Source organism: Paraburkholderia sp. RL18-085-BIA-A (genome assembly GCF_046027075.1).
In the GTDB taxonomy this organism is placed as follows: domain Bacteria; phylum Pseudomonadota; class Gammaproteobacteria; order Burkholderiales; family Burkholderiaceae; genus Paraburkholderia.
On record NZ_JARESU010000017.1, the window covers coordinates 56,575 to 77,960 of the forward strand.

Annotated in this window: 16 protein-coding genes; 5 read left to right on the forward strand and 11 right to left on the reverse strand. The window is 65.8% G+C overall.

Annotated elements, in window-relative coordinates:
* Positions 1–17 precede the first annotated feature (17 nt).
* Complete coding sequence (locus P0D89_RS14640; protein ID WP_408376819.1) at positions 18–2,642, reverse strand: AAA family ATPase; 2,625 nt, start codon at positions 2,640–2,642, stop codon at positions 18–20.
* A complete protein-coding gene (locus P0D89_RS14645) occupies positions 2,639–3,781 on the reverse strand; it encodes a metallophosphoesterase family protein (RefSeq protein ID WP_408357746.1) in 1,143 nt (380 codons plus the stop codon). The genes P0D89_RS14640 and P0D89_RS14645 overlap by 4 nt, the downstream gene beginning before the upstream one ends.
* 213 nt (positions 3,782–3,994) lie before the next feature.
* Between P0D89_RS14645 and P0D89_RS14650 the strand changes: the two genes are divergently transcribed.
* The 4 genes from P0D89_RS14650 to P0D89_RS14665 all read left to right on the forward strand — a co-directional run bounded on the left by P0D89_RS14650 (position 3,995) and on the right by P0D89_RS14665 (position 9,619).
* Complete coding sequence (locus tag P0D89_RS14650) at positions 3,995–5,275, forward strand: DUF445 domain-containing protein (protein WP_408376821.1); 1,281 nt, start codon at positions 3,995–3,997, stop codon at positions 5,273–5,275.
* A gap of 160 nt (positions 5,276–5,435) precedes the next feature.
* Positions 5,436–7,388, forward strand: coding sequence for an AI-2E family transporter (locus tag P0D89_RS14655; RefSeq protein WP_408376823.1), 1,953 nt, complete (start codon positions 5,436–5,438; stop codon positions 7,386–7,388).
* A gap of 261 nt (positions 7,389–7,649) precedes the next feature.
* Positions 7,650–9,410, forward strand: a complete 1,761-nt coding sequence (locus P0D89_RS14660; protein WP_408376825.1) for an FAD-dependent oxidoreductase — start codon at positions 7,650–7,652, stop codon at positions 9,408–9,410.
* A 17-nt stretch (positions 9,411–9,427) separates the two neighbouring features.
* Entirely contained in the window at positions 9,428–9,619 is a 192-nt protein-coding gene (locus P0D89_RS14665; RefSeq protein WP_367837090.1) for a hypothetical protein, read from the forward strand.
* Positions 9,620–9,689: 70 nt separating this feature from the next.
* On the opposite strand, the gene P0D89_RS14670 is transcribed toward P0D89_RS14665, so the two are convergent.
* Genes P0D89_RS14670 through P0D89_RS14680 form a run of 3 tightly spaced genes read right to left on the reverse strand, consistent with a single transcriptional unit; the run spans position 9,690 to position 12,737 of the window.
* Positions 9,690–10,673, reverse strand: a complete 984-nt coding sequence (locus tag P0D89_RS14670) for a 2-dehydropantoate 2-reductase (RefSeq protein ID WP_408376827.1) — start codon at positions 10,671–10,673, stop codon at positions 9,690–9,692.
* Between the two features lie 28 nt (positions 10,674–10,701).
* Positions 10,702–11,493 (reverse strand): class II aldolase/adducin family protein, encoded by a 792-nt coding sequence (locus P0D89_RS14675; protein ID WP_408357740.1) that lies wholly within the window; start codon positions 11,491–11,493, stop codon positions 10,702–10,704.
* A 44-nt stretch (positions 11,494–11,537) separates the two neighbouring features.
* Complete coding sequence (locus P0D89_RS14680; protein ID WP_408376829.1) at positions 11,538–12,737, reverse strand: amino acid aminotransferase; 1,200 nt, start codon at positions 12,735–12,737, stop codon at positions 11,538–11,540.
* A 214-nt stretch (positions 12,738–12,951) separates the two neighbouring features.
* Here P0D89_RS14680 and P0D89_RS14685 point away from each other — a divergent pair, with 214 nt between their 5' ends.
* Entirely contained in the window at positions 12,952–13,893 is a 942-nt protein-coding gene (locus P0D89_RS14685; RefSeq protein WP_408376831.1) for a LysR family transcriptional regulator, read from the forward strand.
* Positions 13,894–13,964: 71 nt separating this feature from the next.
* Here P0D89_RS14685 and P0D89_RS14690 read toward each other — a convergent pair whose 3' ends face one another.
* From P0D89_RS14690 to P0D89_RS14715, 6 genes are all read right to left on the reverse strand, one after another.
* A complete protein-coding gene (locus P0D89_RS14690) occupies positions 13,965–14,783 on the reverse strand; it encodes a helix-turn-helix transcriptional regulator (RefSeq protein WP_408376833.1) in 819 nt (272 codons plus the stop codon).
* Positions 14,784–14,875: 92 nt separating this feature from the next.
* Positions 14,876–16,003 carry a hybrid sensor histidine kinase/response regulator gene (locus P0D89_RS14695; RefSeq protein ID WP_408357736.1) on the reverse strand — a complete coding sequence of 376 codons (1,128 nt, stop codon included), beginning with the start codon at positions 16,001–16,003 and terminating at the stop codon, positions 14,876–14,878.
* Positions 16,004–16,012: 9 nt separating this feature from the next.
* Positions 16,013–16,639, reverse strand: coding sequence for a chemotaxis protein CheB (locus P0D89_RS14700; protein WP_408376835.1), 627 nt, complete (start codon positions 16,637–16,639; stop codon positions 16,013–16,015).
* A 14-nt stretch (positions 16,640–16,653) separates the two neighbouring features.
* Positions 16,654–17,511, reverse strand: a complete 858-nt coding sequence (locus tag P0D89_RS14705; protein ID WP_408376837.1) for a CheR family methyltransferase — start codon at positions 17,509–17,511, stop codon at positions 16,654–16,656.
* A 41-nt stretch (positions 17,512–17,552) separates the two neighbouring features.
* Positions 17,553–21,140, reverse strand: coding sequence for a response regulator (locus P0D89_RS14710; protein WP_408376839.1), 3,588 nt, complete (start codon positions 21,138–21,140; stop codon positions 17,553–17,555).
* Entirely contained in the window at positions 21,085–21,378 is a 294-nt protein-coding gene (locus tag P0D89_RS14715) for a hypothetical protein (protein ID WP_408376841.1), read from the reverse strand. The genes P0D89_RS14710 and P0D89_RS14715 overlap by 56 nt, the downstream gene beginning before the upstream one ends.
* Between the last annotated feature and the right edge of the window lie 8 nt (positions 21,379–21,386).

The following is a 21,386-nucleotide window of genomic DNA, read 5'->3' on the forward strand; positions in this document are numbered from 1 at the left end:
GAAGCGAAACGCGTGCGCTACGCCGCCACCCTCAGGTCTTCGAGCGCCCGCTGCCGCACCCCTAGGTCGTCCCACAACTCCGGATGGCAAGTGAACACCAGAATCTGGTGGCGCGTCGCCGCGTCGATCAGCGCGCGTTTGATCGCGTCGCGCCGCGCGGCATCGGTATGAACCGCCGCGTCGTCGAGCATCAGCAGGGTCGGCCGGCCCGACGCCTTCAACAGGTCCGCATACGCGAGCCGCGTCAGAATGCCGAGCTGTTCGCGCGTGCCGAAACTCAACGCATCGAGCGTATCCGCGCGGCCATGGCGATCCAGCGTCGCGGGGCTCAGATCGTCGCCGAGCGCGAGCGTCGACTGCGGGAAAATCCGCTTCAGATAGTGCCCAAGCCGCTCGGTCAACGGCGCGCGCAGTTGCGCGAGCGCTGCGTCGCGTTCGTCGACCAGTACCTCGTCGAGCAGACTCAACGCGCTCGCCCGCAAGCTTAGTTCGTCCTTGCGGCGCGTGGCCTGCTCGACCCGCGCTTCGAGCGCCGCGAGGCGCTCGCCGAGCCCGGACGCCCCGACCGTCTCCAGCTGGCTGCGCAATTGCGCGATCCTCACCTGCCGCTCGTGCTGCTCGTTGCGCGCGAGTTCCGCCGACGCGCGATAGCGCTTCGCCTCGGCCGCCGGATCATCGAGACGCGCCGCGTCCAGTTCGCGTTCGCGCGCTTCGCGCTGCTTCCTCAACGCGTCGACCTGCACGCGCTGCTCGACGATTTTCGTCTGCCACTGCGTGCGGTTGCGACGATAAGCTTCGTCGTTCAACTGCGCTTCCTTGCGCTGCAACTGCGCGGCGAGCGATTCGGCGGTTGCGATGCCGGTCGATCTTTTTTCCGCCGCTTGCGCCAGCACTTTTCTCGCAGCCTCCAACGCATCGCGCGCAATGTCCGCGTTGCGGCGCGCTTCGTCGAGCGGCGGCGCGGCGGACACATCGGGCAAGCCGGCCAGCCGTTCGTTCGACGCCTGCAAGCGCGCAGCCGCCGAAGCCAGCGCGGTCCGCAGCGCGTCGATGCCTTGCGGCGCGTGCACGTCGAGAATCTTCGCCTGACTTTTCTGCTGGGCGATCAGCGTCTTCCACTTTTCGTGCCGCGCCTGCCCGTCGCCGAGCGACGCGACACCCAGCACCTGCAACGACTGCGCGTGCGCGGCTTCGAGCGACGCGAGTTCGGACAATTGCGCGGACAGGTCGGAGACACCTGGAATCACGCGCAATTCGCCGAGTTCGCCGAGAGCGATCAGCTTTTCGTCATCGACACGCAGCACGCCCTCGCCCGTGATCTGCGCACCGTCGACCGTCAGCACGCCGTTCAGCCGGTACTCGATGCGCGTCATCGCCGCTTCGGTGCGGGCGCGCAGCACGGTCAGCTCGCCATCGAGCGCGGCGAGGCGCTTGAGCTTCGCTTCGTCGATCTCGACGGCCGCGGCGTCGCGCGCGGCTTCGAGGACCGCGTCGTTCGCCTTGCCCGCGGCGGCGATCGCCGCGTCGAGCCGCTCGCTCTCGGTGCGATAGAAACCGATCTGGCTACGCAAGTCGGCGGCAGTCACAGCGGCGTTCGCCAGTTCGAGCGCGCGGTTCGCATCGATGGATGCCTGCTCGAATTGCGCGACGCCGGTCGCCGCTTGCGCATGCTCGGTCTGCGCGGCCGACACGTTGGCCCGCGCCGCATCGAGTTGCTGGCGATCGCGCGCGACGACTGCTTCGAGTTCGGCGGCGCCCTGCTCCTGCTGCAGGGACAGCGCCAACTCGGCCTCGCTCACCTGCAGCGATTGCGCCAGTCCGTGCAGACTGCGTTCGAGCTCCGCGGCGGCATCGGCGCGCTGCTGCGCGAGTACGGCTTTCTGTTCGTGAAGCTCCCACGGACGCTTGCGCTGGGTGTCGTCGAACGCTTCCTGCCGCGACGCGAGCCGCGCGATGTTCTCTTCGAATTGTTGCCGCTGCTGTTGCAGTTCGTCGCGCTCGGCAATCGACGCGGCCAGCGCCGTTTCGGCTTCGGCCAGCGGCCCGGTGGCCTTCTGCGTGCGCGCCGTCAACAGTTGCCGCAACTCGCGCTGCACGGCGGCGATCAATGCATCCTCGCCCGCCGATTCGCTGCCGCCCGACAATTGCGACAGCGCATCGCGCAGATACTGCGCCGCATGCCCCGTCGAATCGCGCAGCGCCTGCGTGCCGCCTTGCTGGACCCACAGGAGCCCGGGCACGCCCGCGTTCTCCGCCTTCAGCGGCCCGCGCGCGGCACGCGAAAAACCGAGCAGCGCGGCGAGCTTGTCCTCGGCTTCGTCCTCGCCGAATACGGCTTGGCCGATCCGCAGTTCGCAGCGCTGACGCGTGACGAATTGCTTCGAGAGCCGGCACTGAACGCCGTCCAGATCGAAGCTCACTTCGACCGACGGCTGCCCGCTCGCCTTGCCCCAAGGCAGCAGATCTTTCAGATGCGAGGCCTTGTAGCGTTCGAGAAACACCGCGCGCACCGCTTCGGCGACCGTGCTCTTGCCCGCTTCGTTCGGGCCGGTGAACAGATTGAGACCGGGCTGCAGATCGTCGATGACGAGCCGTGCGCCGAACTGCTTGAACTCCTGGATCGCAATACTTTGCAGCTTCATGCGGACCTCGCTTCGCGCGGCAATTCACGTTGAAAACGCGCCAGCAGCAACAGGGCTTCGGCCGCGCGCTTGACCTGCTGCGGATCGGATTGCGGGTCTTCCTGCAAGCCGCGCAGCCGCGCCACCACTTTCGCGAGGTAGCCGCTTTGCGCGCCGAGTTCGGCCAGGTCGTCGGCGGTGGGCAGCACTTGCAGGGCGCTCAGATCGACGCGCAGCGCCCGCACACGCGCGCGGGTTTCTTCGACCGCGACGTGCAACGCTTCGGCGTCGGCCAGCGCGGCGGTGCCGCTCACGCTCACGCGCAGCACGTCGTGATTGCGCAACGCCGCGAGCCTTGCCTTGAGCGCGTCCACATCGGTCGGCACCGAAATCGTTTCGTCCCAGCGATGCCATTGATATTGACCGACCCGCACCGCTTCGACCCGCGGCGAGGCGCCCGGCTCATTAAGCGTGACGTCGAGCACGAAGCCTGGATCGTTCGCGCGAAAACGGTCCTGCTCGTGCGTGCCGGCGTACCACGTGCGTTCGTCGACGCGCAGATGACCGTGCCAGTCGCCAAGCGCGAGATAGTCCAGACGTGCGCTGGCCGCACGCGTCGGCGCGATCGGGTTCGACGAATCGATGCCTTCCTGCAGAATCCCGCTGACGCTGCCATGCCCGAGCCCGATGCGGTGATAGCCCGGCGGGGTTTCAGTGGTGTCGAAGAAGCCGGTGGTGTCGTCGTAAGTGATGCGTTGCGTGAGCGGCGCGCACAGCAGCGCTGCGCGGCACGCGTCGAGCAACACCACGCCGGGTTCGAGCACGACCCGCACGTTCGGCGCGATGCAGTTCAGGCGCTGCGCGCGGGTCCATACGCTTTCGACGAGCGCGGCGTCGTGGTTGCCCGGCAGCATGATCCACGGCCCCGAAAAACTCTGCAACGCGCCGAACAGACGCCGGATCACCGTGTCCGAGACGGTCTGTAAATCGAACACGTCACCCGCGACGAGCACCGCGTCGACCTTGCGCGCGGCCGCTTCGTCGGCGATGCGGCGCACGGTGTCGAGGCGCGCTTGCGCGAGATGCGCCGCTTCATCCGGCTCGAACTGGCCGAATTGCGTGCCGATCTGCCAGTCCGCTGTGTGCAGAAACCTGATCACCTTGCCTCCATTGCGTTCATACGTTCCGATCCGTTGCGTTGCCGTCCGCGCACGCCGCGCGCGGCTTCGCAGTCTAACCGCAGATGTTACCGCGCGGACGCGGCAAAGCGTATGCCGCGCGGCCCGATCAGCGGCGCTACACTCGCGGTTGCGCGAACGCGCGCGCCGAGCGCACCGCACATCAATCGAACCGGACCCGCTGCCCCGCCGCCGATGAACAAGACACTCGAACTGAAAAAGGCCAAGCGCACGCCATTGCTGCTATTGCTCGCGGCCGCCTGCGTTTTCGTCGTCACCGCTTTCATGCCGCGTGGCATCTGGGTGGACGGCATCAAGGCGGTCGCCGAGGCCGCGATGGTCGGCGCGCTCGCCGACTGGTTCGCGGTGGCCGCCCTGTTTCGCCGCGTGCCGATCCCGATCGTCTCGTCGCACACCGCCATCATCCCGAAGAACAAGCACAAGATCGCCGACAACCTCGCGGTGTTCGTGCAGGACAAATTTCTCGACGTGCCGTCGCTGGTCGGCCTGATCCAGAAGCACGACCCGGCGCGCAGCATCACCGGCTGGCTGACCCAGCCGGCCAACACCGCGCGCCTCGGCAACTACGTCGTCCGACTCACCGGCGGCATTCTCGAACTGACCGACGACGTGCGCATCCAGGTGTTCATCAAGGACGCGTTGCGCGACGTGCTGGCGAAAGTCGATCTGTCGCAATCGCTGGGGGCCATTCTCGACACGCTCACGCGCGACGGCCGTCATCAGGAGTTGCTCGACGCCGGCATCCACCAGGTGCTGGCGCTGTTGCGCGAACCGCAGGCGCGCGAGTTTATCGCCGAGCGCATCGTCGATTGGGTGAAGAGCGAGTATCCGAAGATGGAGAAGTATCTGCCGTCCGCGTGGCTCGGCGAGAAAGGCGCCGAAGCGATCGCCAAGGCGGTGAACCGTATGCTCGAGCAGATCAGCGAGAACCCTGCGCACCAGTTGCGCCGCAAGTTCGACGAAGCCGCGCAGAAGCTGATCGTCAAACTCAAGACCGATCCGGTTTTTCTGCAACAGGGCGAAGAACTCAAGCGTTATCTGATGGAAGGCGAAGCGTTCGGCGCGTACGTGAAGGACATGTGGGGCGAATTGCGCGCGTGGCTCAAGCGCGATCTGCAAAGCGCCGACTCGGCGCTGCACGCGCGCGTGGTGGCGATGGGCCAATGGGTGGGCCGCGAACTCGCGAACGATCCGGCGCTGCGCCAGTCGCTGAACGATCATCTCGAAGACGCGGCGCGCACCATGGCGCCGGACTTCGCGCAATTCCTCACACGTCATATCAGCGATACCGTGAAGAACTGGGACTCGCGCGAGATGTCGCGGCAGATCGAGTTGAACATTGGCAAGGATCTGCAATACATCCGCATCAACGGCACGATTGTCGGTGGCTTCATCGGCCTGCTGCTGTACGCGAGCTCGCAGCTGTTCGAGCTGTTGCGGCTGCATCTGGGCTAGTCCACTGGTTCTGCGCCCGTCAAAGCGCTTACAATTCAGGCATATGTCTTGCGGAAGCGCTCTGCCTGGGGACAACGCAACGCACGCGACGCGATCGCGTCCGCACGCGGCGTGACAAACAACAGCGAACGACAGCGCTTCTCAATCGGAAAGTGTGTTCATGAAAATATCGTTACCGCCGTCCGGGCGGCCGAACCGCGTTTACCCGCCAGGCACACCCAGTCTGCATGGTCTTGCATCGGTGATCACCGGCGTCGTGGTGGTGTGCGGGCTCTACTTCGCCCGCGAGGTACTGATCCCCATCACGCTCTCGGTGCTGCTGAGCTTCCTGCTCGCGCCGCTCGTGCAGATGCTGCGGCGCTTGCACATGGGACAACTGCCGTCGATCTTCATCGCCGTGCTGTTCGCGCTCGCTTCGCTGCTCGCGCTCGGCGCGCTGATCGGTGCGCAACTGGTGCAACTGGCAGGCGACCTGCCGCAGTATCAGGCGGCGATCGAGCAGAAGATCGAAACGGTTCAGGAAAAGACCGTGGGCCGCGCCGACTCGCTGATGAGCCGCGCCGCCGCGACCTTGCAACGGGTTGCGCCGTCCAAGCCGAATCCGCCGCGCCCGACCGGGCGCGCCGCGCGCAACGCGCCCGCCGTGCCGCAACCGGTCGAGGTTCACGAGCCGTCGCCCACGCCGATGCAGCTCGCGCAGCGCGCGCTGTCGCCGGCCATCGCGCCGATCGAGACCACCTTCATCGTGCTGGTGGTGACGATCTTCATTCTTCTGCAACGCGAGGATCTGCGGGACCGCCTGATCAGCCTGTTCGGCTCGCGCGATCTGCACCGCACCACCACCGCGATCAACGATGCCGCCGTGCGGCTAAGCCGCTACTTCGTCGCGCAGCTGGGCGTGAACCTCAGCGCGGGCGGCATCATCGCGATCGGCCTCGCGATCATCGGCGTGCCGGGCGCGCTGCTGTTCGGCGTGATCGCCGCGCTGCTGCGCTTCGTGCCGTACATCGGCATCTGGATCGCGGCGATCCTCGCGGTGTTCCTCGCCGCCGCGATCCAGCCGCAATGGACGATGGCGGTCTACACGCTGATCCTGTTCATCGTCGTCGACGTGGTGGCCGGGCAGATTGCCGAGCCGTTCCTGTACGGTCATCGCTCGGGTCTGTCGCCGCTCGCGGTGGTGGTCGCGGCAATCTTCTGGAGCTGGCTGTGGGGGCCGATCGGCCTCGTGCTGTCGACGCCGCTCACGTTGTGCGTCGTCACGCTCGGGCGCTACGCCGACCGGCTGAACTTTCTTACCGTGCTGCTCGGCGACCAGCCCGCGCTCACCCCCGCGCAAAACTTCTATCAGCGGCTGCTCGCGGACGATCCGCACGAAGCGATCGTGCAGGCCGAGCGCCTGCTGCGCGAGATGTCGCTGATCGACTACTACGACAACGTCGCGCTGGAAGGCCTCAAGCTTGCCCGCAACGACGCAACGCGCGGCGTGCTGATGCCGGACCAGTTGCAGCGGATCAACGAGTCGCTGGTCGATATCGTCGAGAACCTCGAAATCGCCGACGGCTTGCCGGATCGTCTGTCGCGCGCCGAACCGGCAGAGAGCGCCGGCGCGCTGCTGGCGTCGGCGTCGGCGGATCTGTCGGAGCGCCACGACCACGCCTTTTCGACCCAGCCGCAGGACGCTCACGAAACAGAGCGGACGTCCGTGCTGTGCGTGCCCGGACGCGGCGCTTTCGACGAAGTGACGACCGCGATCGCCGTGCAATTGCTCGGGCGCCAGGGTCTCGCGCCGATGATGGCGACGCACTCCGGCTATCGCAGCGCGCGCGCCGACGAGCCGAGCTTCAAGGACGCGCCGATCATCTGCATCGTCTCGCTCGACGCACCGGAATCGCCGCCGTATCTGCGCAACATGCTGCGGCGCACGCGCGAATGGCGGCCGCGCGCGACGCTGGTGGTGGGTGTCGGCGGCTTGCCGGAAAGCGGCACGGAGTTGGGGGCGACCGGCGCGTCGCACGCGTCGCCGACCTTCCGCGCGATGATCGAGGAATGCCAGGCGGCGGCGAGCGTGCAGCATGTGCGTCAGCCTTCGCATGTGGCCGGGGCGGAGTGACGCGGGTCTTTGCACGCCCGTGATTGAACGGACGAATGAATGAAGCCGCTGGGCGCGTGAGTGCCTCGCGGTTTTTTTTCGTACGCGTTTCGTCGTAGCGCATTTGCCGCGGGCGCGTGTTAGCGAGGCAAGCGTTGTACCCAAAATGAGGACAGCGCCTCGCGCGCCCTCCTGCATACTTCGCTGACGATTCGCACCGCCTTCGCAGAGCCAACCAGCCCCGGCGGGCGATCCACAAGCATCGAAGACCAGGAGACACGCATGAGCCGCCCCTTCAAACCCTATCCCTTTTCGCCGCGCCACTACGCGGGCGAGGTGCCGCCGCTCGTCGACGGCCACGATCCGGTGACGAGACCCGTGGCGATCGTCGGTGGCGGGCCGGTCGGCATGACCGTCGCGCTCGCGCTCGCGCGCCAGGGCGTGCGCTCGGTGCTAATCGAAGCTGACGACAGCGTATGCGCCGGCAGCCGCGCGATCTGCATCTCGCGGCGCAGCCTGGAGATTTTCAAGCGCATCGGCGTGGTCGAGGGCTTCCTGAAAAAAGGCCTGCCGTGGACCGGGGGCCGCAGCTTCTACCGCGATGCCGAAGTGTTCCGCTTCGCGATGCACCAGGACGACGAGCAGTCGCTGCCGCCGATGATCAACATCGCGCAATACCAGATCGAGCAGTTGCTGCTCGATGAGATCGAACGTCGCGCCGATCTGGTCGAGGTACGCTGGCAAACCCGCGTGACCGGCATCGAACAGTTGCCCGAAGGCGGCGCCACGCTCGCGCTGCGCACGGTGAGCACAGGGGGCGCCGACGCCACCAACGACACCGCATGGCAAATGCGGGCCGCCTGGGTCGTCGCGTGCGATGGCGGGCGCAGCGTGGTTCGCGACGCGCTCGGCCTCAAGCTCACCGGCACTACCTACGAGGGCCGCTACGTGATCGTCGATATCGAACTGGACAGCGCGCGCGCCACCGAACGCCTCGCCTATTTCGATCCGCCGTCCAATCCCGGCTCGACGGTGCTCGTGCACAAGCAGCCGGACAACGTGTGGCGCATCGACTATCAGCTGCGCGACGACGAAGACCCGGAAGCGGCCGTCAAGCCCGAGAACGTGATGCCGCGTGTGCAAAGCGTGCTCGACTCGATGGGCGAAACGGGCGCGTGGTCGCCGATCTGGATCACCGTCTACAAGGCCAATGCGTTGACGCTCGACCGCTACCGGCACGGCTCGGTGCTGTTCGCGGGCGACGCCGCGCATCTCGTGCCGATCTTCGGCGTGCGCGGCGCCAACTCCGGTATCGACGACGCGGACAATCTGGGCTGGAAACTCGGCTGCGTGGTCAACGGCATCGCGACGCCGCGCCTGCTCGACAGCTATAGCGACGAGCGGGTGTTCGCGGCGCGCGAGAACCTGAGCTATGGAATGAAGAGCACCGAGTTCATGGCGCCGCCGTCGTTCGCGTTCGACCTGATGCGCACGGCCGTGCTCGGTCTCGCGGAGCAACACGCGGCCGTGCGGCCGCTGATCAATCCAAGGCAAACGCATGCGATCGCGTATGTTCGGTCGCCGCTGAACGAGGCGGCAGGCGATGCCGCGAGCGACACAGAGGGCAACGCCGACGCCTTCAGCAAAGGCCCCGCCCCCGGTGCGGTGCTGCCGGAATGCCGGCTACTCCAACCCGGAAACGACGGCGCGAGTGCCGCTATTCATCTTACCGATCTGCTCGGACCTTGCTTCACCGCGCTGCGCTTCGGCGCGGATGCAGAGCACGACGACGCGTGGCAGCAACTGCAACGCACGCTCGCCGAACAACGCATTCCGTTCAAAGCAGTCACGCTGGTCAAGAGCGACACGCCATGCACGGTACCTGCATATGCGATCGACTCAACCGGCCATCTGCACGACATACTCGACGCGACGCCCGGCACCGTCTATCTGATCCGCCCCGACGGCCATGTGCTCGCGCGCTGGCGCAAGGGCAGTGCGGCGGCGGCGCAGCGCGCATTGACCGCAACGTTGACGATCTAACGCAGAAGGACTCCATCATGACCGATAGCGATCTCGACCTCGTCTACACGACGCTGTGCAAAACCCTCACGGCCGAAGGCGAAGCGCAGGCGCCGCTCTATCTGGCGCGCCTCGCGCTGCTGTGCCTGACCGAACTCGACGACCCGCAGCGCGCGTTGTCGCTGATCGACGCGGCGAAGCTGCCGGCCGTGTCGGCAGTGGCTGCTTAAGAAGTAGAAAGCGAAGCAAAAAGCCGCCGCGCGATCAACGCGCGACGGCCTTTCGTTCATGTGTGAAGCGTCACTGCCCCGGATACAGACCCAACGTGCTCGCATGCAGCCGCGCGAGACCGAGCAACCCGTCCGTGTACGGCGTCGGCACGTGGGTCAATTGCCCCAGCTCCCGCACCGCACCCACCAATGCGTCGAGTTCGACCGCCTTGCCCGCCTGCACGTCCTGCAACATCGAGGTTTTCATCGCGCCCAGCTTGAGCGTGACCGCGTGACGATCCGCCGGCGCCTGGTCGATCGGAATGCCGAAACGCGCGCCGATTTCCTTGGCCTCCAGCATGATGCTCGTGACGAAGCCGCGCACCAGTTCGTCGCCGAGAATCCGGTCGGTCGTCGCGCCGGTGATCGCGCTGACCGGATTCATGGTCATGTTGCCCCACAGCTTGTACCAGACGTCGCGCTGAATCTGTGCGGACATCGTCGCGTTGAAGCCCGCGGCGACAAGCGTGGCGGCGAGCGCTTCGACGCGCTCGCTCGCGCGCCCCGACGCTTCGCCGATGATCAGCCCATTGCCCTGATGATGCCGGATCACACCCGGCGCTTCGACGAGGCAGCTCGCATGCACCACGCAACCCACCGTCCGCTCGCTCGGGATCGCCGCGGCGATTGCGCCGTCGGGGTCGATCGACTTCAGACGCTGGCCCGCGAAGTCGCGGCCGAGGCCGTCGCAGAACCACCACGGCACGCCGTTCATCGCCGTCAGCACGATGGTTTGCGGGCCCAATAGCGGCACGATCTGGGCGGCTACCGACGCCATCGCCGGGCCCTTGACGGCGACCACGACGAGATCCTGAGCGCCGAGGTCCGCCGGTTGGTCGCTTGCTTCGACCTTCACGGCATGCGTGAGTCCGCCTTCGATCAGACGCAAGCCCTGCTCGCGCAACGCGCTGAGCGTCGCGCCGCGCGCCACCACGCCGACTTCGTGGCCCGCCTGCGCGAGCTTCACACCCATCCAGCCACCGATCGCGCCTGCGCCGTAGATAACAACTTTCATCGCTTCGATCCTTGCGTTAATTCGTGTGTCAATCCTTGTAACTCGCGTCGATCCGATCCACCCGCCGCACCAGCGCGTCGAACACATCCTGCCCCGCGCCGTGCCGCGGATCGAACTGCAACGCGTCGCGCGAGCAGCGCATCGCCACCTCTTCCGGCACCGGCCGCGCGCGGCCCATCGCAAACGTCGCCATCTGGATTTCGCACGCGCGATTGAGCGTCCACAGAATCGCGAAAGTTTGCGGCAACGTGCGGCCCCACGCAAGCAGGCCGTGGTTGCGCAAGATCACCGCCTGCTTGTCGCCGATATGTTCGACGAGGCGCGGACCTTCTTCCGCATGCACGGTGATGCCCTCGAAGTCGTGATACGCGATGCGCTCGTGCAACTGCGCGCTATAGAAGTTGGTCTGCTGCAGACCGTCTTCCAGACACGCCACCGCGACGCCCGCCGTGGTGTGCGTGTGCATCACGCAGTGCGCGTCGGGCAAACCTTCGTGAATCGCCGCATGTACCACAAACCCGGCCGGGTTCACCGGATACGGCGAGCTGTCGAGCACGCGCCCATGCGCATCGATCTTCACCAGATTGCTCGCCGTCACCTCGCTATAGTGCAGGCCGAACGGATTGATCAGGAACTGCCGCTGCCCGCCGCTTACGCTCGCGGGCACCCGCAACGTGATGTGGTTGTAGATCATCTCGGTCCAGCCGAGCATGTCGAAGATGCGATAGCACGCGGCCAGTTGCACGCGCGCCTGCCATTCGTCCGGATGCATGACGGGGATCTTCGGCGCGCTCGCCGGTTGCGTTTCAACGGTCGTCATCAGGGTCTCCATGGTTATCGTTGTGCCGGTGCGGGCAGTCGCCGTTATGCGCCCGACACCACCGCCGCGATCGACGACGCCACATAACCGGCGTTGCGTTCGTTCAGCCCCGCCACGCACATGCGGCCCGAACGCAATACGTACACCGCGTATTCGCTGCGCAGACGCTCCACCTGGCTCTCGGTCAGGCCCGTATAGGTGAACATGCCGCGCTGCGCAACGTAACGCGCGCGCATCACTTCATCGACACGGCCCGCGAGTCCCGCGTGGATCGTGCCGCGCATCGCCAGAATCCGCTCGCGCATGCCGGCGAGTTCGGCTTCCCATGACGCGCGCAACGACGCATCGGCGAGCACATTGGCCACGAGGCGCGCGCCGTGCGTGGGCGGATTGCTATAGTTGGCGCGTACCGTCGACATCAATTGCCCAAGCACGCGGCCCGCCTCTTCCGCGCTTTTGCACACGACGCTCAACGCGCCGCAACGCTCGCCGTACAGCGAGAAATTCTTCGAGAACGAGTTCGCCGCGATCAACGGCACACCCGCGTCGGCGAGCAAACGCACGCACGCGGCGTCTTCTTCGAGGCCCGCGCCGAAACCCTGGTAGGCCATGTCGACGAACGCTATCAGCTTGCGGCGCTGCAATACCGGCACCAGTTCCGCCCATTGCGCCGGGCTCAGATCGACGCCGGTCGGATTGTGGCAGCACGCGTGCAGCAGCACGACGCTGCGTTCGGGCAAGCGGTCGATCGTCTCGATCATGTCGGCGAAGCGCAAGCCGCCTGTCTGCTCGTCGTAGTACGGATAGGTGTTGACGGTCAGCCCCGCGCCTTCGAACACCACGCGATGGTTTTCCCAGCTCGGGTCGCTGATCCAGATTTGCGAACCAGGAAAATAGCGCTTCAGAAAGTCGGCGCCGACCTTCAGCGCGCCCGAGCCGCCGATGGTCTGCAGCGTCGCGACCCGCCCCGCGGCGCGCGCCTCGCTCTGCGCGCCGAACACCAGCGCCTGCGCCATCTCGCGATACAGCGGCAGGCCCGCCATCGGCAGATAGGAACGCGGGCCGATCGAGTCGAGCAGCGCGGTTTCGGCGCGACGTACGGCGTCCATCACCGGCAGCTTGCCGGCGTCGTCGAAATAGATGCCGATGCTCAGATTGACCTTGTTCGGCCGGGGGTCCAGTTGGAAATCTTCGTTCAGGCTCAGAATCGGGTCGCCTGGGTAGGCGGGAATATGGTCGAACATGATAGGTCCTCGAATGCGGCGCCGAAGGTGCGTCGCTGTGGCCTGGCCGCAAGCCGGCGTTAAACCTTGAAAGCCGGGCCGCGGACGACAGGAGAATTCGGAAGTCTAAGCGGGAATCCGCATGTGCGTCGATCGAGCGAGTGTCGGTCATGCGGCCGCCGCGCACAATCAATCGATTTTTCACGATTCGTAAGTTTTTCTTTAGAATCGCCTGATGCCACTCGCCCGCACCACCATCCGCCAGTTCGAAGCGTTCCTCGCCATCGTCGATCTGCATAGCATCGGCGCGGCGGCCGAACGGCTCGGGCTGACCCCGTCGGCGGTCAGCCAGTTGCTGGCCGAGCTGGAAACGGAACTCGGCTTCCGCCTGTTCGACCGGACCACGCGGCGCGTCAATCTGTCGAGCGCGGGGCAGGATTTTCTGTCGTCGGCCGAATCGGTGCTGCGCCACGTGCGCGCCGCCGCGCAATCCGCCGACGACATCCGCAACCGCGCCGCCGGCATCGTGCGGGTGGGCGCGCCGCTGGTGCTGGCGGCCACCGCGCTGCCCGCGGCGATTGCCGAATATGCGCGCGACAAGCCGAAGGTGGTCGTGCGCATTTGCGACACCGTGGTCGAGCAACTGGTGGAGCGCGTCGAAAGCGGCGACGTGGATCTCGCGGTCGGGCCGGACCGGCAATGCGGCACGCGCGTGCGCTGCGATCCGGCGTTTGCGAGCCCGTGGGTGATGTGGTGCGCAGCCACGCATCCGCTGGGCGCGCGGCGCCGCGTGCAATGGCAGCATTTGCGCGACGTGCCGATCATCGCCACCGGCCGCGACCACGAGCGCGCGGTCGGGCAAATGCTCGCCAATCTGCCGGTGGAGGCGCGCATCATTCCGGTGAACGTGGTGGACAACGTCACCACCGCATTCGGGCTCGCGTCGCAAGGGCTGGCCGTGACGCTCGCGCCGGCCTACGTCGCGCCACTGGCGCGCACGTTCGGGCTGGTGATGAAGCGCATCGTCGATCCGGAAACGATCCGCAAGGTCTGTGTGTACCGCTCCACCGAACGCGCGCTGTCGCCGCCCGCGGATGGTTTCGCGGACTTCCTGATGCCGTGGCTGAAACGCTGGGATCGCGAGACCCAGGCCGAGACGCGGGCAAAACACGCATAGCGCGTGCGAGACACAGCGCGGGAAAAGCGCAGCGTCAGCGCAACAAGACGAATGGCTCCAGGCTGACTGAATCAGCCCCGCTCGGGCTGCAAGCAAAGCGCGAACAACTGCCGCTGGCTGGAGATGCCGAGCCGCGCATAAGCGCGCTTCTGATACGTGACCACGCTAGCGGGCTTGACGCCCATCTGCACGGCGATCTCAATAGCGCTCGCGCCTTCGAGCGTGCCGCGCAGCACATCGAGCTCACGCGGCGTGAGCGCCGGGCACGTGCGCCGAACGCGCGCCAGCATCGCGGCGGCCGGATCTTGCTGATGTTGCCCGTTAAGCATGTAGTGGCTTTTCGCCGCATGCGCGAACAGATGGGCGAGACTTTCGACATGCTCCAGCTCGCCCGGCGCAAACACGCCGTACGCACTGTCGCGATACAGATTGATCGACAACCACACGCTGTCCATCGGTTGAACCAGCAGCGACAGTCGGTCGGACACATTGGGCTGCGCGTAGCAGGCCGTGCGATAGGCTTCGTTTGCGATCTCTTCGCTGCGCTGCTGATGCAGCATCAGCGCATCGCGAGCCTGCGTGCGCGGCGCGCGGCCGATGATCGCGCGGTTGCCGTCGAGTGCATAAAAGTGCGTCGCGTAACGGTCGGCGACATCACGCAGAAAGCGGCCGCCGCGATGGTCAGCGGCCGACACGGTGCGCGGCCGCGCGTCGAATTCGTACGCGAAGATGGCGCACTGCGAGACGGGCAGCGCGGCGCCGACGGTTTTCAGAATGCTCGCGGCGAGCGCGTCGGCGTCGGGATGCGAGATCGACATGACGAGGTCGGTCGCGCACGCGGTGCTGATCTGCCCGCTTCGTTGCGGTGGAGCGATGCGCCAGGAACGCATGATGGGATTCGCGTTGCGTGGATTCGGTTGCGGCAAGCGTAGCACAGCACGACCGGCAAGCTCCTTTTCACGCGGCGCCTCTGCTTGCGCGTCTACTTGCGCGTGAACGAGCCGCGCTGCAACGTAACCATCCTCGGCAATTCGATCGTGAACGCGGTCCCCGCCGGCTCACTGGACTCGACGCTCACGTTGCCGCCATGCATCCGCGCGATCTCCTGCACGATATGCAAGCCGAGCCCCAGGCCTTCGCGCGAGCGCGCCCCGCCGTTGTTCGGGCCGAAAGCCTTGAACAGATGCGGAAACACCTCGGCCGGAATCGTGCCGTGATTGGAGACCTTCAGGCGCACGGATTCGACCGCATCGCCATCCACCTCGACGCCGATATCGCCACCTGGCGCGCCATGATGCAGCGCGTTGCTGATCAGATTCGACACGGCCTGCCAGACCAGATCCGTGTCCCACGCACCCGCCGTGTTGCCACGGCTGTCGAACACGATGCGCCGGCCGCTCTTCTGCGACGCGAACTCGTCGATCACGGAGCGGCACAGCGTCGCAAGCTCGATCGAGCGCGGCTGCAACGGCAGACGGCCGCCCTGCAAACGCGCCAGGTTGAGCAACTGATCGACCATGCGCGCCATGCGCAGCGAACTGTTCTTCACGCGCGCGGCCACCGTGGCCGACTGTTCGTCGGCGGCCGTGCGCATCAGATATTCCGCCGAAGCCAGCACCGCGCCGAGCGGCGTGCGCAGATCGTGACTCAGCACCGCCATCAGCATCTCGTTGGCTTCCAGCATCTGGCGCGTGGTCACGAGTTGCGCGGCGAGCTGGCGTTTCTGCTGTTCGAGCTGCACGAACACATCGACCTTCGATTGCAGAATGCGCGGATCGAACGGCTTGTACAGGAAGTCGACCGCGCCGGCTTCATAGCCGCGAAAGGTGCGCGACGCATCCTGCGCGGTCGCGGTCAGGAAGATGATCGGCACGTGCGAGGTGCGCGGGCTGCCGCGCATCAGCGCGGCGAGTTCGAAGCCGTTCATGCCCGGCATGTTGACGTCGAGAATCGCCAGCGCGACTTCGTGCTTGAGCAGCAGGTCGAGCGCGGCGGTGCCGGAATCGGCCACCAGCACGGCGACATCCGGGCGCGTCAGCAGCGCTTCGAGCGCCGTGATGTTGTGGACGATGTCGTCGACGATCAGGATGTTCACAGGTGGATTCGTCATGGCATCGGGTCAGAGAGAGGCCGGCAATGCGGCGAGCCGCCGGGCCATGGTTTCGGGATTGTAAATGGAGTCGGCCGCGCCGCGTTCGATCGCGGCGCGCGGCATTTCCGGCGAACCGGCGGTGTCCGGCGCTTGCACCCACGCGGTGCCGCCGAACGCGCGCACCTGCGCGAGTCCTTGCGCGCCGTCGTCGTTGGCGCCGGACAGCAGGATTGCCAGCAGGCGCTCGCCGTACACGACGGCCGCCGACTCGAACAGCACGTCGATCGAGGGCCGCGAGAAACGCACGGCGGCGTCGGTCGACAACGCGACGGTGCGGTCCACTTCCACCAGCATGTGATAGCCGGGCGGCGCGACGTGCACGCGGCCCGGCATGATCCGCTCGCCCGCATCGGGCTCGATCACCGGCAACGCGCAGCGATGCGTGAACGCATGCACCAGGTAGCTCGGCGAATCGGGCGGCAAATGCGTGACGATCATCACGGCCGACGCAAAGCGCTCGGGCAACGCGCCGAGCAGTAGGTTCAGCACTTCGATGCCGCCCGCCGAGCCGCCGATCACGACGAGATCGTAGCCGCGCGCCGCTGCGGCGTCCGGCTGGGAACTGGCGGGTGACGTGACCGTTGAGCGTGCCATGACGAGCGTGCGTGTCAGCGCTTCTGATAAATGCGTTCACTCGGGCGGAACTCGGTGAACGCTTCGGCATGACGGGAAAAGCGCAGGCTTTCCTTGCTGCCCAGACCGAGAAAACCGCGCCGCACCAGCGCGTTTTCGAACAGACCCAGCGCGCGATCCTGCAAGCCGCGGTCGAAATAGATCAGCACGTTGCGGCACGACACCAGATGCGCTTCGAGAAACACTTCGTCGGTGGACAGGCTGTGATCGGCGAACACGACGCGCTCCTTGAGCGAACCCGAAAACCGCGCGCCGCCATACGCAGCATGATAGTAGTCCGACAGCGAACGCTTGCCGCCGGCCGCCAGATAGTTCTGCGTGAAACCCTGGATGCGGTCGAGCGCATAGATGCCGGACTCGGCGCGCGCGAGCGCATCCGGGCTGATGTCGGTCGCGTAGAAGAGCGTACGCTCGGTCAGGTCTTCTTCGTCGAACAGGATTTTCAGCGACCACAGTTCCTCGCCCGTGCTGCAACCGGCCACCCACACCTTGATCGACGGATAGGTGCGCAGCCGCGGCAGCACGTGCTCCCGCAGCGCGAGGAAATACGCGGGATCGCGAAACATGTCGCTGACCTGCACCGTCAGGTACTGGAACAGCCGCGAGAACGCGTCGCCGTTGCGCATGATGCGGTCCTGCAATTGCGACAGCGTGGTGAGCCTGAATTCGTCGAGCGCCTGCGACAGACGCCGCCGCAGCGACGACATCGCATAGTGCCGGAAGTCGTGCTGATACTTGAGGTAGATTGCCTCCAGCAGCAGCTTCAACTCGATGTCGAAGTCGCTCATGCGGTGCGGCGCTTCATGTGACGCTTCGATTTCGGACTGGCTCATCGTGATCCCGCTCGTTGCTGGCGTTTCCACTGTGGTTTCCACTACCGTTGCCGCAACCAGACGCGACACAGCGCGACCAGCTTGTCGACGTCGATCGGCTTGGACACGTAGTCGTCGGCGCCGGCTTCGAGGCAGCGGGTGCGATCGTTCGCCATCGCCTTCGCGGTCAGCGCGATGATCGGCAGATGCGCGAAACGCGGATTGCGGCGGATCTCGCCCATCGCGGTCAACCCGTCCATCTCGGGCATCATGACATCCATCAGGATCAGATGCACTTCGGAGCCGTTTTCCAGCGCCTGGAGCGCCTCGCGCCCGTTGCGCGCGATCTGCAACTGTGCGCCGAGCGGCTCCAGCACATGCGAGAGCGCGAAGATATTGCGCACGTCGTCCTCGGCGAGCAGGATCGTGCGGCCTTCGAATGCGTTGTCGCGCTGGCGCACCGTGCGCAGCATGCGCTGCTGTTCCGGCGCGAGCGACGACTCCACGCTGTGCAGGAACAGCGTGACTTCATCGAGCAGACGCTCGGGCGACTTCGCGCCCTTGATGATGATCGACTTCGAATAGCGGCGCAGGCGGTGCTCTTCGTCGTCGGACAGCATGCGCCCCGTGTAGACGATCACCGGCAGCGCGGCACGCGCGGTGTCCGCGGCCAGCCGTTCGAGCAGATCGTAGCCGGTGCCGTCCGGCAGCGCGAGATCGGTCACGACGCAGTCGAACGTGAACCGGCCCAGATGCTCCAGCGCCTGCGCGAGCGTGGCAACCGCGACGATCTCGGTGTTCTCGCTTTGTAGCAGCGCGCGGATGCTCTCGCGCATCGGCGCGTCGTCCTCGATCACCAGCACGCGCTTGAGGCGCTGTTGCAGACGCGCTTCGAGACGGCGGATCGCCGCTTCCATCGTGCTGCGCGCGGTCGGCTTGAGCGTGTAGCCGATCGCGCCGAGGTGCAGCGCCTTGTCGGCGTGGTCGGTGGCCGAGACGATATGAATCGGAATGTGGCGCGTGAGCGGATCGTTCTTCAGCCACTCCAGCACGGTCAGACCGGAGCGGTCCGGCAACCCGACATCGAGCAGCACGGCGGCCGGGCGCATGTCGCGCACGAGTGCCAGGCCGCTGGCCGCGTCGCTGGCGTGCACGAAATCGAAGTCGAGTTCATGCGTCAGATCGCGCAGGATTTCGGCGAACGCGAAGTCGTCTTCAACGCCCACGATCAGACGGCCGGCACGCGTGCGGTTGTCGCGATCGTCGGCGATGGAACCGCCGGCGCTCTCGGACGGGTTGCCGGCCGAGAGCCCGTTGGCCGGCGAGATCACCGCGGCGCGGGCATTGCCCGACGATGCGCGGATCAGCGGAGGCTCGTTCGCGGTGTCGACGGTGGCCGGCGCGCTGGCTTGCGCCTGGGCGTGCGCTTGAGCGTGAGCATGAGTCTGCGCGAATACCGACAGCGGCGTGGACGATACGTCTGCGCTGGCCGCCAGCGCAGCCTCGGCATCGAGCGGCAGCCACAGCGTGAACACACTGCCCTTGCCGACCTCGCTCACGACAGTGATGCGCCCGCCGAGCAAACGCGAAAACTCGCGCGAAATCGACAGACCCAGGCCGCTGCCGCCGTACTGACGGCTGGTGGAACCGTCCGCCTGCTGGAACGCTTCGAAGATCATGTCGAGCTTGTCCGCCGCGATGCCGATGCCGGAATCGCGCACATCGATGCGCAGCATGCCACCTTCAGCCGACGCCACCGATAACGTTACCTCGCCGTGCCCGGTGAACTTCACCGCGTTCGACAGCAGGTTGCGCAGAATCTGCGTGACGCGCTGGCCGTCGGTGACGAGCGTCTCCGGCGTGCCCGGCTGGCGTTCGAATGCGAGCCGCAAGTGCTTCGACGCAGCCAGCGGCCTGAACATTTCGTCCAGCGATTGAAGCGTCGCATCGATCGACACCGTTTCGAGTTCGACGGTGAGCTGCCCGGCTTCGACTTTCGACAGATCGAGAATGTCGTTGATCAGCACCAGCAGATCGCTGTTGGACGCATGAATCGTTTCGGCGTAGCGGACCTGCTCTTCGGTCAGATTGCCGGTGCGGTTCTGCTGCAGCAGCTTCGCGAGAATCAGCGAGCTGTTCAGCGGCGTGCGCAGTTCGTGCGACATGTTGGCGAGAAACTCGGACTTGTAGCGGCTCGACTGTTCGAGGCGCTCCGCGTTGGCCGCGAGTTCATCCTGCGCGCGCAGCAGGTCCGACTTCTGCCGTTCGAGACGCTGCGCGTATTCCTCGAGCTGCACGTTGGTCTGTTCGAGTTCGGCCTGCTGCGCTTCGAGGCGCGTTTGCGATTCCATCAACGCACGGCCACGCTCTTCGAGTCCTTCGTTCGAAACGCGCAGTTCCTCCTGCTGAACCTGAAGCTCCTCGTTCAACTGCTGCGTTTCGACAAGCGCGTCCTGCAGCCGCTCGCGATACAACGCCGCCTCGATGAAATCGCCCATGCTGTTGCTGACCAGTTCCATGAACTCCTGGTCACGCGGCGTCAACTCGCGGATAAAGCCCAGTTCGACGACGCCGTTCACCTGCCCGTCGTTTTCGATCGGCATGATCAGCAGGTTCTTCGGCGCGCCGCGCCCGGTCGCGGACACCACTTGCACGTAGCTGTCCGGCACGTCGCGCAAAACGAGCGTGCGACGCGCGAGCGCGGCCTGGCCGACCAACGTTTCGCCTGCTTCGAGCTCGCGCGCGGCGGCCTGCTCGCTTTCGCGGCTGAAGCCATAGGCGGCGATGCGGCGCAGCGTGCCATGCTGCTTATCGCGCACGTAGAGCGCGGCGACCGCGGCATCCAGATACTCCGCGAGAAAGTCGAGGATCGCCCGACCCACCAGCGGCGGGCTCGCCAGGCCGACCACTCTTTCAGCGAGCAGACGCTGCCCGGAGCGCAACCACACCAGCCCCTGCAACGCTTCGGTCTGTTCGGCTTGCTGACGCAACGCGCCGTCGTACGTGGCGGACAGGCTCATCAGTTCACGGCGGCCCCTCCACGCAAGCAGCGCGCTCACGACCAGGCTGAACAGCAGGAATACACTAACCAGCGTGGTCGTGACGCGGCGCGTCGCGTCGGCGCGCTCCTGGTGCAGGCGCAATTCGACATCGAGAAAATCGCTGAACTCGCGGCGCGTTTCGTCGAATTCGATCTTGCCGCGCCCGCTCGCCACTGCGGATTCGAAGTCCTGATTGCGGCGGCGTGCGTCGATCATGTCTTCGGCAAAATGGCTCCAGCGCTGCTGGATCGCCTGGATCTGCTTGAGCCTTTCGACTTGCGGCGGATTGTCGGAGACCAGCGCCTGCAACGCTTCGATTTGCGTCTTGAACTTCGGGCCGCCGGTTTCATACGGCGTCAGAAACGTTTCGTCGCCGGTGATCAGGAAGCCGCGCATCGACGATTCGCGGTCGACCGCGAGGCGCAGCATTTCATTGGCAGAGCCGATCACGCGCTCGGAATGCTCGGCCCAGTTCATCGTGGAGACCAGATACGCGATCAGGCCGACGAACACCGCCATCGTGACGAGGCCGACACCCAAAGGCAGCGCGATGTTACGGCGGATGATGCTGCGGAAACGTTGCTGGTCGACGGCCTGCGATGCGGTCATTTTTTCTGTCATCGGCATAACGAATCGAGTCGATCCGGAATATTTTTCGGATTATCGCGTGGTGGTTTTTGGTCGCGGCGCCATGCCGGTAATCATACAGGACGGAGGTATTTTTGAGATGTGATCCTGCGCGCTCAGGCTTACTGGACGGGGCTGTTGCCGACGCACGCAACTTTGCGCGGCGCGCGTGGGTCAATCGTCCGATGCATGCGGTTTCCTGCGCGGCTTGCTGTTCCATCGTTCGTG